The organism is Novosphingobium sp. FG137 (assembly GCF_057809735.1).
Map to the genome: position 1 here is coordinate 100,531 of NZ_JBMDKN010000009.1, position 12,889 is coordinate 113,419.

General features: G+C 63.9%; 12 protein-coding genes and 1 riboswitch. Of the genes, 7 read left to right on the forward strand and 5 right to left on the reverse strand.

The window, feature by feature from the left end; genetic code table 11:
* The first annotated feature begins 27 nt into the window (after positions 1-27).
* Positions 28-129, forward strand: a riboswitch (glycine riboswitch).
* A gap of 211 nt (positions 130-340) precedes the next feature.
* Together ACODS2_RS21020 and ACODS2_RS21025 are read left to right on the forward strand one after the other, a co-directional pair.
* Positions 341-1,594: a D-amino acid dehydrogenase gene (locus ACODS2_RS21020; RefSeq protein WP_489000503.1), complete on the forward strand. Its 1,254-nt coding sequence runs from the start codon at positions 341-343 to the stop codon at positions 1,592-1,594.
* A gap of 127 nt (positions 1,595-1,721) precedes the next feature.
* Positions 1,722-2,045, forward strand: a complete 324-nt coding sequence (locus ACODS2_RS21025; RefSeq protein WP_489000504.1) for a PilZ domain-containing protein — start codon at positions 1,722-1,724, stop codon at positions 2,043-2,045.
* A 68-nt stretch (positions 2,046-2,113) separates the two neighbouring features.
* On the opposite strand, the gene ACODS2_RS21030 is transcribed toward ACODS2_RS21025, so the two are convergent.
* Positions 2,114-3,544 carry a methyltransferase domain-containing protein gene (locus ACODS2_RS21030; protein WP_489000505.1) on the reverse strand — a complete coding sequence of 477 codons (1,431 nt, stop codon included), beginning with the start codon at positions 3,542-3,544 and terminating at the stop codon, positions 2,114-2,116.
* A gap of 70 nt (positions 3,545-3,614) precedes the next feature.
* On the opposite strand from ACODS2_RS21030, the gene ACODS2_RS21035 reads away from it, so the two are divergent.
* A complete protein-coding gene (locus tag ACODS2_RS21035) occupies positions 3,615-4,568 on the forward strand; it encodes a type VI secretion system-associated FHA domain protein (protein WP_489000506.1) in 954 nt (317 codons plus the stop codon).
* A gap of 24 nt (positions 4,569-4,592) precedes the next feature.
* On the opposite strand, the gene ACODS2_RS21040 is transcribed toward ACODS2_RS21035, so the two are convergent.
* Both ACODS2_RS21040 and ACODS2_RS21045 read right to left on the reverse strand, forming a co-directional pair.
* On the reverse strand, positions 4,593-6,668 hold the full coding sequence (locus tag ACODS2_RS21040; RefSeq protein WP_489000507.1) for a serine/threonine protein kinase: 2,076 nt from the start codon (positions 6,666-6,668) through the stop codon (positions 4,593-4,595).
* A 1-nt stretch (position 6,669) separates the two neighbouring features.
* Positions 6,670-7,458: a PP2C family protein-serine/threonine phosphatase gene (locus tag ACODS2_RS21045; protein ID WP_489000508.1), complete on the reverse strand. Its 789-nt coding sequence runs from the start codon at positions 7,456-7,458 to the stop codon at positions 6,670-6,672.
* 104 nt (positions 7,459-7,562) lie between these two features.
* On the opposite strand from ACODS2_RS21045, the gene ACODS2_RS21050 reads away from it, so the two are divergent.
* On the forward strand, positions 7,563-8,903 hold the full coding sequence (locus tag ACODS2_RS21050; protein ID WP_489000509.1) for a M23 family metallopeptidase: 1,341 nt from the start codon (positions 7,563-7,565) through the stop codon (positions 8,901-8,903).
* A gap of 11 nt (positions 8,904-8,914) precedes the next feature.
* Here the strand turns inward: ACODS2_RS21050 and ACODS2_RS21055 are convergent, their stop codons facing one another.
* Positions 8,915-9,868: a CPBP family intramembrane glutamic endopeptidase gene (locus ACODS2_RS21055; RefSeq protein ID WP_489000510.1), complete on the reverse strand. Its 954-nt coding sequence runs from the start codon at positions 9,866-9,868 to the stop codon at positions 8,915-8,917.
* 170 nt (positions 9,869-10,038) lie between these two features.
* Between ACODS2_RS21055 and ACODS2_RS21060 the strand changes: the two genes are divergently transcribed.
* Positions 10,039-10,749, forward strand: coding sequence for an OmpA family protein (locus tag ACODS2_RS21060; protein ID WP_489000511.1), 711 nt, complete (start codon positions 10,039-10,041; stop codon positions 10,747-10,749).
* An 89-nt stretch (positions 10,750-10,838) separates the two neighbouring features.
* Positions 10,839-11,258: a hypothetical protein gene (locus tag ACODS2_RS21065; RefSeq protein WP_489000512.1), complete on the forward strand. Its 420-nt coding sequence runs from the start codon at positions 10,839-10,841 to the stop codon at positions 11,256-11,258.
* 61 nt (positions 11,259-11,319) lie between these two features.
* Here ACODS2_RS21065 and ACODS2_RS21070 read toward each other — a convergent pair whose 3' ends face one another.
* Positions 11,320-11,568, reverse strand: coding sequence for a PAAR domain-containing protein (locus ACODS2_RS21070; protein ID WP_298164460.1), 249 nt, complete (start codon positions 11,566-11,568; stop codon positions 11,320-11,322).
* Between the two features lie 170 nt (positions 11,569-11,738).
* Here ACODS2_RS21070 and ACODS2_RS21075 point away from each other — a divergent pair, with 170 nt between their 5' ends.
* Positions 11,739-12,881 carry a type VI secretion system protein TssA gene (locus ACODS2_RS21075; protein ID WP_298164462.1) on the forward strand — a complete coding sequence of 381 codons (1,143 nt, stop codon included), beginning with the start codon at positions 11,739-11,741 and terminating at the stop codon, positions 12,879-12,881.
* Positions 12,882-12,889: the final 8 nt, after the last annotated feature.

The window sequence follows — 12,889 nt, forward strand, 5'->3', positions numbered from 1 at the left end:
AAGGGAGATCGCCGCAACCATTGTCTTGATGACCGCATGGGAGAGTCCGGATGGAACCTGTGTTTCGATCCGGCGCCGACGGAGCAACCCCCCAGGAAACTCTCAGGCACCAGGAACCGTGTGGTCTTGACACTCTGGAGAGTGATGGCGCGGCAGGCTCATTGCCTTGGCGCAGCCATCCGCCGACGGAGAAAGCCGTAGTGTAGGGTCATGTGCAGCATGCGCGTGATACCGAAACGGTCAAGCTCTCAGGCACAAGCGACAGAGATGGGGAAATGAACGCCGCACTGGTCCTCACGGGCCGGTTGAGACTCATTTCACTCATCATGGAGCATAGCTCATGTCGCATTTTGCGGTTATCGGCGCCGGTATCACCGGCATTACCACGGCTTACGCGCTGCTTGAACGCGGCCATCACGTCACTGTCATCGATCGGCAGCCCCTACCGGCTATGGAAACCTCGTTCGCCAATGGCGGGCAGCTTTCGGCCAGCAATGCAGAGGTATGGAATTCGGTCGGCACCGTGTTCAAGGGCCTGCGCTGGATGGCGCGGCGCGATGCCCCGCTGCTATTCAACCCGCGTCCGGGCTGGCACAAGTTCTCGTGGATTGCCGAATTTCTCGGTGCGATCCCCCGGCACGATGTCAACACGATGGAAACGGTGCGGCTCGCAATCGAAGCGCGCAAGTACCTGTTCGATCTTGCCGAACGCGAAGGTATCGATTTCGACTGCGAGAAGCGCGGCATCCTCCATATCTACCGCAACGCCGCCAGCTTTGCCGATGCAGCCCGCACCAACGAGCTTGTCCGTGCCGGCGGGCTGGACCGCTTTCAGGTGACACCTGAGGAAATGCGCCGGATCGATCCCACGGTCACCGGTGACTACTGCGGCGGATACTTCACGCCCTCCGACGCGACCGGCGATATCTGCAAGTTCACCCGCGGCCTTGCCGCCGCGTGCGAGCGCAAGGGCGCGGTGCTCCAGCTTGATCGCGCGGTGCAGGCGATTGCCGTCCATGAGCGCGGCGTCACCATCCGCACTGCCAGCCTGACCGATGCGCGGGTCGAGGATGTCGGCCATTTCGACGGGCTGGTGATCTGCGCCGGGGTGGGCAGCCGCCGCCTTGCCGCGATGATCGGGGACCGGGTCAATGTCTATCCGGTCAAGGGCTATTCCATCACTGTCATGCTGCGCGACGAGGCAAGCCAGGCGGCAGCGCCGTGGGTCAGCCTGCTCGACGAGGACGCCAAGATCGTCACCTCGCGGCTTGGCAAGGACCGCTTCCGCGTTGCCGGCACGGCCGAATTCAACGGCGAGAACCGCGATATCCGTGCCGACCGCATCGCGCCGCTGGTGCAGTGGGTGCGCCAGCTCTTCCCCGGTGTCGGCGTCGGTGAAGTCCTGCCCTGGGCCGGGCTGCGGCCCATGCTGCCCGACATGATGCCGCGCGTAGGCGCCGGTCGGCGTTCGCGCGTGTTCTACAACACCGGCCACGGCCATCTGGGCTGGACGCTGAGCGCGGTGACGGCCCAGATGGTGGCCGCCACCATCGATCAGTCGCTCGAGACCGAAGCCGCGCTCCGCGTGGCCTGAGGCGAGCGGACCTAAGTAGTAAACCGCATGCGCGGCCCGGTCACCCTGCTTGCCTAAAAGGCAGGGTTACCGGGCCGTTCTTCCTTGTGAGCAGGGATCATCCGATCCTGAGCAGGGAACACGCGCCATGCTGGTCAAGCACGCTGCTGTAGACAAGGCCAATCCGTGGGGTTCTGCGCCAAGCAGGCCGGTGATCATTGCAGCCTACCGCCGCGGCGTATTGCGGGCGAAGGTTGCCTTGAGCGACCTGACCTGCCGCTCGGCGCGCATTGATTCGATGGACGCCGTAAAGCCCGGCATGCTGGTGTGGATCACGCTGCCCGGCCTTGAAGCCCGCCCTGCCACGGTCGACTGGACGAGCGGCTTCACCGCCGGCCTGCGCTTCGAGGCACCGCTGCACCCGGCCGTGCTCGACGCGATTCTTGATGGCCGGATCGGATCGGTCCATTGACCTTGCGGGTTGGCCGATCCCGTTCGGCCAACCTTCCATCGGCGCGAAATGCGGGTTCGCTCCTGACCCTAGCTTTCCGGGGACAGGGCCAGCATTCCCACGCGGGCGAGCTGTTGCAGGCCGAGATTGACATCGATCTCGGAAGACAAGCCCATGCGGCGGGCATCGGCTGCGATCTCGGCTGCTGTGCGGGTGCCGTCCATCAGGGCCATCAAGCGGCGCGGTGCGTCGTCGGTCAGATGGACGACGCGGTGGTCCATCGTGACGAGGTTGGGCACCTCATGCGCAAGCAGGGCGCGAACCAGCGCGCTGACCACGGGCCGTTCGCCCGGTAGCAATGCGCCGGGAAACGGCAGCGAATGGGGTTCGATGATCCCCTGGTTGATCAATTCGAGAATGGCCGCTGCGTGGTCCTCCGAGGCTGCAAGGTCGGCCAGCGGAAATCGCGCCGGCGCAATGCGCACCAGCTTTTCAAGAAAATCGGCGAGGACGGGATCATCAAGCTGGAAGCTGCCGGCACTTGATGTGAATTCGCTTTCGCTGGTCCGTCGCAGGCTGTCTGGCACACCCGCCAGAAGCGTGCCGAGCCATGCAGGATCGGGAACGCGGGCCGGATGCCGCTCGGGGCGCACGAAGAGCGATTGGTGAAAGAAGCAGACCTCGTCGTTGTCGCGGCGCTGTGCACGCCGCACGGTCTCACGATCGTCGACCTGTTCGCCCGGAAAGCCGTGAAACAGTCCGCCAGGCTGCGCTTCTGTAAGGTAGGCCAGATTGTGGGCCGCTGCCTCTTCCGCCACCGTTTGCAGCGCTTTGGGATCGTAGACCGGGCCGAGTTCATCGTGGAACAGGGTGTGGCGGTCCTTGCCGACAGTCAGCCGCGCCGCGCGGCGCAGCGCTGCCTGAGAGACCGAATCATCGTCGCGCGGTTGGCCGAACGCGTTCAGCACTTCGATCGCACGGTCGATCCGCGCTTCGGGATCGTTCACGCCCTCGAGCTCGAACAGCAGCATGTCCCTGAGGGCCATGCGCAAGTGCCCGCCGGGCAGCGCGTTGTAACTGATGAAGACAATGCCCTGCGGCGACAGAACACGGTCGATCAACGCCAGCGTGGCCTGCTGGACATGGGGCGGCACCCACGCATACAGGCCATGCGCAATGACGTAGTCGAACGGCCCCTCCATCGAACCGGCGGCTTCGAGGATATCAGCGGTTTCGATCCGCACATTGGCCAGCCCGGCCGAGGCTATCAAGGCCTGACCGTGCGCAACCGCACTTGCGGCAAGGTCGAACGAAACGAACTGCGCCCCGGGATAGGCGGCTGCCATTGCCAGCACGTTGAGCCCATCGCCGCCGGCAATCTCCAGCACGCGCGCACTGCGCGGATCAGCTGCGTCGAGACCATGCAACCGAGCGATCGCGGCCAGATGTTCAGGCGTGGTGGTGCGGTAAACCGCTGATGGATAATGAACCCTGTCGTAACTCGTCGTGCGGTCATCCAAGGTCTGGTCTCTCGCTATTGCGCAAAGTTTGCGTCCAACTAATAATGCGGCTGCAAACACCGGAGGCAAAATGCCGCTTATTCTCGCCGTGCGCAAGTATCCGGGGACACAACCGCCAGCCCCGCTGCAGCTGGAGTGCGGAGAGGCGAGCGTGGGGCGCGGGGCGGGAGCGGATCTCCTGCTCGAGGATCTCTCGGTCTCGCGCCGACATTGCACCATTGCCGGTGAAGGTCTGGCTTGGCGGATCACCGATACCAGCACGGGGGGCACGCTGATTAACGGGCACCGGCTTGCTGCGCCGCACATGCTGCGTCATGGCGATGTGATCGGTGTGGGCGGCTGCGAGATCGTGGCGATGTTGCAGGAATCCAGCCAGTCGGCCCCGGCTCCTGCCGCGCGTGACAGCTGGGGTCGGGCGGCCGGCGCAGCGCCGATTTCTGCACCGGTTTCTGGGCCGGCTGGTTCTGCCGCTCCTATTCCCACTGGGTGGAGCGCCGCACCATTGACTGCGCCGACAGCTGCCATCCCGCCGCAGGCAGGCGATGCTGTGGGTGTGCTGCTTCAGGCCGCCGGGCTTTCACGCGCGCAGGTCACCGCACCCGACGCGCAAGTGCTGGCTGCATGCGGCGCGCTGCTGCGTGCCGTGGTGGGAAGCTTTGCGGCGCAGGCGCAGGATCGGGCGAAAGCGCGGGCCGATCTGGGCATAGCGGCAGAAACCGATCCACCCCTGCCGCCCGAGGCGATGCTGCAGCGCTTGCTGGCGCTTCCTCCGGCAGAGGCGCAGGCGCGCGTCACGGCGATGGCCGGCGCGATCGACGCGCACCAGCGTGCTCTGCAGGGCGCCATGCAGACAAGCCTGCACCATGCGCTCGACCAGTTCGCGCCAGCCTCGATCAAGACGAGCGCGCGCAGCGAGGCCGAAGCGTGGCGTGCCTATGTGCAGGCGTTCGGTGCGAAAGACGGCTTCGTCGAAGTGTTCGCCAAAGCCTTTGCGCAGCATTACGCGGCTGCGGTCAAAGGGTAAGCGATCTTTCCGGCGTCGCGGCGGCTACTGGGCCGTTGTCCCTGGGCTGCCGCCAGCCGGTGCATTGGGCTGTCTGTCGACGAACTTGTACCACACGATCTGGACCTTCCAGCCATTGGCCTTTGCCTTGGCTTCGAAGGCCGCTTTCCCGTTGGCGCTGACAAGATCGCTTAGCGAGTCATTGGTGAAGCCGCCTTTGCCGGTAATCAGCACCAGACCTGCCCAGCCAGGCTGCGCATTGGTCTCAAGGTTGATGCGGTAAGCGTCTTCGCCCGGCAAACGCTCGACGTTAGGCGAGCCGACAAATGCCTGAAAAGCTGAACGATTAAGTGAGATGTCGGTGATCACATTCGATTTCTCGATCGAGAACAGCGCGAACTCCTCCTGCACGCCAGCAAGCGACAAATCGGTGATCACTTTCGTGCCGATCTGCCCCTTGTAATAGCTCTCGGGCGGCATCGTATCGAGTTCATACTCGGGCTGCTTGCGCGTCATATGAATCGGCGGACCGGCGCGGAACTTGTTGAGTTCGTCGAGAACCGGGCAGAAACTGTCGTCGATCCGCGCGATGCCGGTAAAGTCGCTGCCTGCTTCGACGCCCAGACTCTTGGCTGCCTGAATGATGCCGTTCTCGGCATCGAGCGGCGCGCCGGCGACGCCGGACCCTGTGAACGAAACGCCGGAGCCATCACGGTTTACGTCTACGGTCATCCACGAGCAGGGGATCGTTGGCAGCGCGGACTGAACCGCTGCGTCGATCTTTTCGAGCGGCACATTGGATGCTGCCGGAGCGCTGCTGGCAGCTTCAGGCACAGGTGCCTTCGACCCGCCACTCATCGTCATGTAGCCGATCCCGCCCAGCAGCGTGATCGCCAAAAGCGCCCCGCCGCCGATGAGCACGGGCTTGGGTGGCAGGCTGGGTCCGGAACCCGAAGGCTTCGTTGCGCCGGTCGCGCCGGTAGTCTTGCCGCCGCCCGGCACCGCCGATCGCTTTGGCGCCTTGCCGGACATGGCCTGATCCAGCGCCGTGATCACCGCATCCATCGACCGCAGCCGCTTTTGCGAATCGGCCACCAGCATCTGGTCCACCACCTTGCGGACGCGCGGCGGAATCGAGCTTGTGTCGATACCGTTCCGGCGCTTCATGATGGCTTCGGCAGGCAGGCCGCCAAGATCGGGTTTGCGCCCCTGCGCAAGGGCGAGGATCACCAGCCCGAGCGAGTAGACATCGGACCACGGGCCGATCTGCTTGTCGAAATCGCCCAGTTGCTCCGGGGCGACATAGCTGGGCTTGCCGGCAAAGCCATCGCCGATGATCGTCTTGGAACCCGGATCGGTTTCCTTCACGATGCCGAAATCGATGATCTTGGGCCGGTCCAGCCGGTCGCTATCGAGAATAACGTTGTCGGGCGAGATGTCGCGGTGGACGACGCCGAGCTCGTGAGCCTCGCGCAAACCTTCGGCGAGCCTGCGCAGCAGTTCTGCGAGCTCATCCTCCGTCAGCGTCGATTTGCCGACGATATCGGACAGGTTCTGCCCGCTGATGAAGCCGGTCGCGATGTAGTAGAAGCCCAGCTCCGGCTCCATCGCATAGCCGCGATAGCGCACCACGGCCGGATGCGAGAGCTCCGTCAGTGCCTGCGCTTCCTTGCGGAACATCGCCATCACTTTGGGATCGGCGGACAGTTCCGGCAGGATGGTCTTGATCGCGACGCGCTCGCCGCTCGCGATGTTCACGCCTTCAAACACTTCACCCATGCCGCCGCGGGCCAGGAAGCGTTTGATCTCGAACATGTGGTTGAGCACGGTGCCGATTTCGAGCGAAGCCTGCTTGCCGCTCGCGGGGCGCATGGGGGCAGGGGGCGCTGGTGTTGCCGGTTGCGCCGAAACCGGGATCGGTGCCATCAGCGGGGTGCCGAACGCGGGTGCCGCGCCGGCAGGAGGCTCCGAAGCCGCCGCGAAAACCGTTCCTTCTTCCTGTTCGTCTGACGTGCTTGCCGGATCGAAGTTCAGGCTGCCACCCTGCGCTTCGCCCGCTCCGCCCGGTGCCGGGGGAGAAGCGGAAGGCTGAAAGACCGTTTCGTCTCTTTCGTCGCTCACGTCAGTTCTCCGCTCCGCCGAATTGGACCAAGGTCACTTCCGCGGTGGCCACGCCCACTACCGTTATGTTGTCTGGCGCGCCCAGTTCATGGCAGCGCGCAATCATCTGTCTGGCTGCCTCTTCAAATGGCTGACTGGCAAGTGCGTCCTGCATGGCAGCTTCCCCCATCACGCCATAGAGGCCGTCGCTGCACAGGATCAACAGATCCTCATCGCACAGCGTTTCGATCATCGTATCGACATTGAGCGGACGGGCCACGCCAACCGCGCGCGTGAGCACGTTGCGCAATGGGTGAGTCGCGGCGGCGACTTCGTCGATCACGCCGTGGTCCACCAGGTCCTGCACCTGGCTATGATCGCGGGTCAGCCGATAGAGGCGGCGATCGCGCAGCAGATAGGCGCGGCTATCCCCCACCCATGCCACGCCGAAACGCTTGTCGCGCACGGCAAGAGCCACCGCTGTCGAACCCATCTGCTTGCCGACACGCTCGGATTCGCCGAGGATGCGTTCGTTGGCCTCGGTCAGCGCGCCGCGGATCGCTTCCAGCAGATCTTCAAGGCCTTCGACGGCAGGAACGGCGGCAATCGCCTCGACGACCTGGCTTGAAGCCCAGTCGCCGCGTTCGAGGCCGCCCATTCCATCTGCCACCAGCCAGACGCGCGATCCGTCCGCAACGAGGTAGCTGTCTTCGTTATGCTTCCGAACTGCACCGGTATCGGTCGCCGCCCAAGATTCCGTGCGAAATGGTATCACCGGTTCGCGCTCCCCGACTGTCTCGACAAAGGTCATAGACTGGCGCCTCCATTCTCGGCAACAATAACCGCCTGACGAGGAAGTCGGGATTTATTGTCTCGGATAATGCGCCTTGTCCGATCTCAGCGCGGGACGAAGCTATGCAACAGGCTCAGGTGAATTCCTACGATCCCCGCCAATGGGCTGCTGCATGGTCGCCTGCTGCGGCAGAGGGGCTCAGCGCTGCGCGGCAGGGCTTGGCGCGGCGCCGCGTGCTGGCCTTGGGGCTTGGCGCCGGGGTCTTTTCGGCTGGCGCGCTTGCAGCATTCCTCGTGCGGCCGCGGCTGGCGGGCCCGGTTCCGGGCGCAGACAGCACCGCGGCGGCCGAGTCGTCCGAGACGGCAGGCACGCTGCGGCGCGCGATGCTGCTTTCCGGATCGGGCGAATTGCAGACGGCGCTCCAGCGCTTTGGCCTGTCCGCCCAGATGGCGGGCGATGTGGCGCGCGAGGCAAGCCCCGCACTTGCCGCGCAGGGCGAGATTCGTGCGATGCTCGAAATGGCCCGCGCCGGTGATGCACTGACCTTCGTGCGGCTGCAGGCATCCAACCCCGACAGCTCCGGGGCCATTGTCAAACTGGGCGCGGATGGAAAACTGGAAACCACCCGCATTGCGGCGCAGGTCAGTGATCGGATCGTCGTCATGCACGGGATCATGGACGGAGACAGCTTCTACACTTCGGCTGTCGGGATCGGCGTGCCCAATTCCCTGATCTCCCCGTTTGCCAAGGCCCTCGCCTTCGATTTCGACTTTCAGCGCGAAGTCGCGGCGGGCGATGCGTTCGAACTGGCCTATTCGCAGCCCACCAATGCCTCGGGCCAGACGATGGGCGCGCCCGAACTGCTCTATGCCTCGCTCACCACGCAAACCCGCTCGGCCGCTGTCTATCGCTTCCAGCCGGACAAGGTTGGCGAAGTGCAGTGGTTCGATGCGAGCGGCAGGACGGTCGCCCGTTCGCTGATGCGCACACCGGTGGACGGGGCGCGCGTCACATCAAAGTTCGGCATGCGCATCCACCCCATCGAGGGGTATCAGAAAATGCACGGGGGCATCGATTTCGCTGCGCCAATCGGCACGCCGATCTACGCTTCGGGTTCCGGCGTTCTGGAATTCTGCGGACCCAAGGGCCCGAATGGCAACTTCATCAAGATCCTGCATGATAATGGCTGGGAGACCCTCTATCTCCACATGAACCGCTTTGCTGCAGGCATGGCGCAGGGCGTGCGCGTGGCGCAGGGGCAGCAGATCGGCGAGGTGGGGACGACCGGCCATTCGACTGGCCCGCATCTGCACTACGAAGTGCATATCGCTGGCGAAAAGGTCGATCCGCTCGGCGTGCAGCCGGACAACAGCGCGAGCAAGACACTCACCGGACCGCAGCTTGAAACGTTCGAGCAGGTGCGCGATTCTATCGATGTCAGCCGCGCGCAAAGGTCCGTTTGAATCGAGGTGTGTCAGCCTTTTCGGGCTTTTGCAGGTTCGGCGGTTGGCCAGATGATCGTCACCACCAGTAGCGCAATCAGCACCACCACCGCGGCGATGCTGGCATTGAGGCCTTCCGGGCCGCCGCCCCACAGCTCGGCGCCGCGCAGATCGATGTTGATCAGCGTGCCAAACGTGCCGGACCCTGGATTGGGATATAGGCCGAACAGCAGTTCTTCCGCCGAATTCCAGCCGAAATGGATCATCCATGCCATCAGGAACGAGCCTGACCGGGCATAGGCAAATCCGAACAGCAGACCGCCGAGCAGCATGGTCACGAACGACATCGGATCGCTTGCCGCAGCAACAAAGTGCAGGGCCGCAAATGTGATGGCTGCCACAATCACCGCAGGCGTGCGTCCCCAGCGGCGGGACAGGTCGGCCTGCAGCCAGCCCCGGAAGGTCAATTCCTCGGCGCCGCTCTGCAGCAGGAGAAGTGCCGCTTCAAGCAGTAGCAGACCAATCCCCTGGGGTGCCGGTGGGCCTTCGCTGGCTGTTCCCGCGATCGCGCACAGCGCAACCGAGAGAGCAAAGCCGACGACGCCCATGGCCAGTCCGGTGCCGCCCAGAAGCGCAGGGGTCCGGCCCATCGGAAGGGGCAGGCGCCAGAAACGGATCGCCAGCAGCGCAAGCAGGCCCATCGGCGTGAACGTGGCCAGCGTGAAAGCGCCTTCCAGCAGCGCGCCGGGCAGTTCGGATATAGAGGGGTCTGCCAGCAGGATGCCGAAGATCGCAGGAACGCCCAGCAGCAGTGCGAGGGTCAATGCAACCACGGCGGTCAACGAAGCCAGTCCGGCCACAGGATGGTCGGCCAGATCCGAACTCCTTTGAAAAGGTTCCGCTTTCGCCATGGCCCTCTCCGTACGCAATGTTGTTCTGAACCGAATGCGTCGCGGTTCCTTGCTGCGGGTGATCGCACAAATCACGCGGCGAACAAGAACAATTCAGTCCGGGCGGGAATGCCCCTCTCAACCTTGGCCCATCATCGGGCGGTTCGTGTGCCGATTGGGGATCGCGACAAGGTTGTCTGCGTGCTGGTTAAGGTTTATGAATGTTTAGTTGATTCGAGTTTGGTTCAAAATAGGGGATGACTGCGATGGTCCGCGTTTCCATTGCCACTCTCACGGCAGCCTTCGCGCTGACTGGTGTTCAACCTGCGCTGGGACAGAGTGCGCCGGTCAGCCAGTCCGAAATCCATTGCTTTGTCTCCGGATGTGACGAGGCAGCTGAAGCCCCTGCACCTCAGGCCAATGCCAGCGCTGATGCGGCTGGGGGCGATGATCCGTGCATGACGACCGGGGTTTGCCCGGCGGGCGAAACCAAGGGCTTCCATCTCTCCGGTGCCGTACCCGCAAAGTCTGCCGCGACCCGTCCGAATGCCCCGGCTTCGAGCCGACCGAGCTATGTAAACACGAGCTCGACGGCAAGGATGGGCGGGGCTGGCCGTCGCACGACCCAGGCGCTTCCTGCAACGCGCCGCGCGCTCGACATGCGGCTCTCGTTCGAAAAGAGCTCTGCCGAACTCACGCCCGATGCGCGCCAGCAGGCCGACGTCTTCGCGCGTGAGCTGATGGGCGCTGCGGGCAGCCGCCAGTTCGTCATCGAAGGGCACACCGACAGCAAGGGCCCTGCCGCTTTCAATCGGTCGCTTTCGCGGGCACGTGCTCAGGCCGTGGTCGAGTATCTGGTGAGCAAGGGCGTGCCGCAGACCAAGCTGCGTGCAGTCGGCTATGGCTCGGACCATCCGCGTGATGGCACTGCGGCTGTCGATCCCAGCAATCGCCGCGTGGAGATCGTGCGGTATTGAAGGCTCACGGGGCCGGTCGTTGCTAGCCTGGGTGTTAGGCGCGCCCTCGTGTTCGATCGGCGGGGCTCAAGTCAACATCAGGGGATAGTATGCCTGCCATACTGACTGCTGCTGAAAGCTCCCGCATCTCGTGGGTCAGCGAAGCGATCGATGCCGATGGTCAGGAAACGCTATCGACGTTTCAGCAGATCAAGGCCTTTCTGACGGAAAAGCGTTCCCTTGTGAGGGAATTGCGCGAAAAGGTAGAGGCCGACTTTGGTGCCAAGCCAGTCGGCATCAAGGTCTTGCTGACCATGATCAAGGGAGCTTTGGGCGGCGCGATCGCGGGTTTCGCGTTCAAGGGGCTCGGAACTGCGGTTGCCAGCTTTTTCGGTCTTGCTGCGGGCGCCGAAGTGGTCGCCCTGATCCTCTTCCTTGTGGGATTTTATCTCCTTTTCACGTCAATATTTGAGTTGCCCAAACTTATCCATGCCTTGCGAGAGGCCGCGCTGGCTGGCGATCTGTCCTAGCTTGTCGCTCACTGCCGAACGGTTTGTCCGGCGGGGATACAATCGCAGCGCGTCCGGTTCTTCAGCCGCCCACGATCACCGTGAAGCACCCGAGCACGATGTTGCCGCCATGCGCGGTCAGATCGCCGATGCGCGCTTGCGGCATGCTGCCGGTGATGACGGTGGCGCTTCCCTTCACGATCGTGTCCGGCGGCCCGACACAAACGGCCATGTCCGAAACCCGCGCAGCAGGGAGCGAACCGATCAGGACGGTGGGCTGTCCCGGCGCCGAGATCGGCCCACCGACATGGGGTACGACGCCCGTAACCATGGGGCATACATGCATGTCGGTAAGTCGTGCAGCGGGCGGCATAAGTTACCCCGATCCGAATTCAAGCCGCATGATAGTAGCAGTTGTGTGCGGCCGATTCAAAAAAAAGTGGAGTGCGCGCGCGAAAGCTGTAAGTTTGTTTTGGGCTTGGGGAATGTTGAGGGTGGCACGTGCTCATTGACGATGAACGACGGGCTGCGGTGCTGGCGCCGATCAATGATTCGGTGGGGTCTGATGGTCGCAGCGACGAAGGCGACGCGGCCGATCTGCTTCGCGAGATCCGCTCGCAGCGCAAGGCGATAGTCCGAATCGAGCAAACGGCGGCGATGACCGACGACGATGTCGTCCTTCCGCCGGGCGCCTGGGACTGGGAAACGCTGGCCGAAAACGCGCTGGATTATCTGGCGGAGCACGGCAAGGATCTCGAACCGATGAGCGTGGTGGTCGAGGCCGCGGCGCGCAGCGAGGGGCTTGGCGATCTTGCAGCGGCGATGGTTCTGCTGGCCGATCTTGTCGAAGCCTTCTGGGACGACGGGCTCTATCCTGCCGAGGACGAGGACGGGCTCGAGACGCGCTTTCAGCCCTTGTCCGGGCTTTCCGGCGGCAGCAACGATCGCGATGGCGCGCTCATTCAGCCGCTGCGCAACCTGGTGATTGCGCGCACCGGCGAGGGGGACCTGCGCTACCTCGACAAGGTGCGCGCCGACCTTGCCATGGCTGCATCGCAAGGGCTTACCGGCGAGGCGAAGACGGCTCGGCTCGATGAGGCGAGTACGCTGACTCGCGGGATCGAATCGCACGCCCGGCGTCTTTCGGGCGAAGTGCTGGCGCGTCAGGCGCGGCTCGCTGGGGAAGCCGAGGATGGCTGGCGGCGCGCGATCGGGTTCATTATCGACCGGACCAAGCCGCAGATGCCCGCCGCATCGAAGCTCGGTGATGAGCTTCGCGCCTTGCGCCAATGGTTGCTGACGATGGCGCCTACGCAGGCCGCCGAAGATGCGCCGGCAGGGCAGGCGGAAGCGGGCGCGGTCGCTGTAGCAGGTGAGGGCGGCGGCGCCCCGCAGGCGGGCGGTTTTGTCGCCGGCAAGATTACGCGCCGCGAGGATGCACTCAAGGCGGTTGCGGCTGCGGCAGATTACTTTCGGCAACATGAACCACTTTCACCGCTCGGTGAAACGCTACGCGAGGTTGACCGAAGGGCGCGCATGAGTCTTCATGACTTCCTGACGGAACTTATTCCAGACGATTCGGCGCGGCAGGATTTCTACTGGCGCTCTGGTATCAAGCCGCCGTCGGATGAAGAAGAGTCTTAAGACGAGAA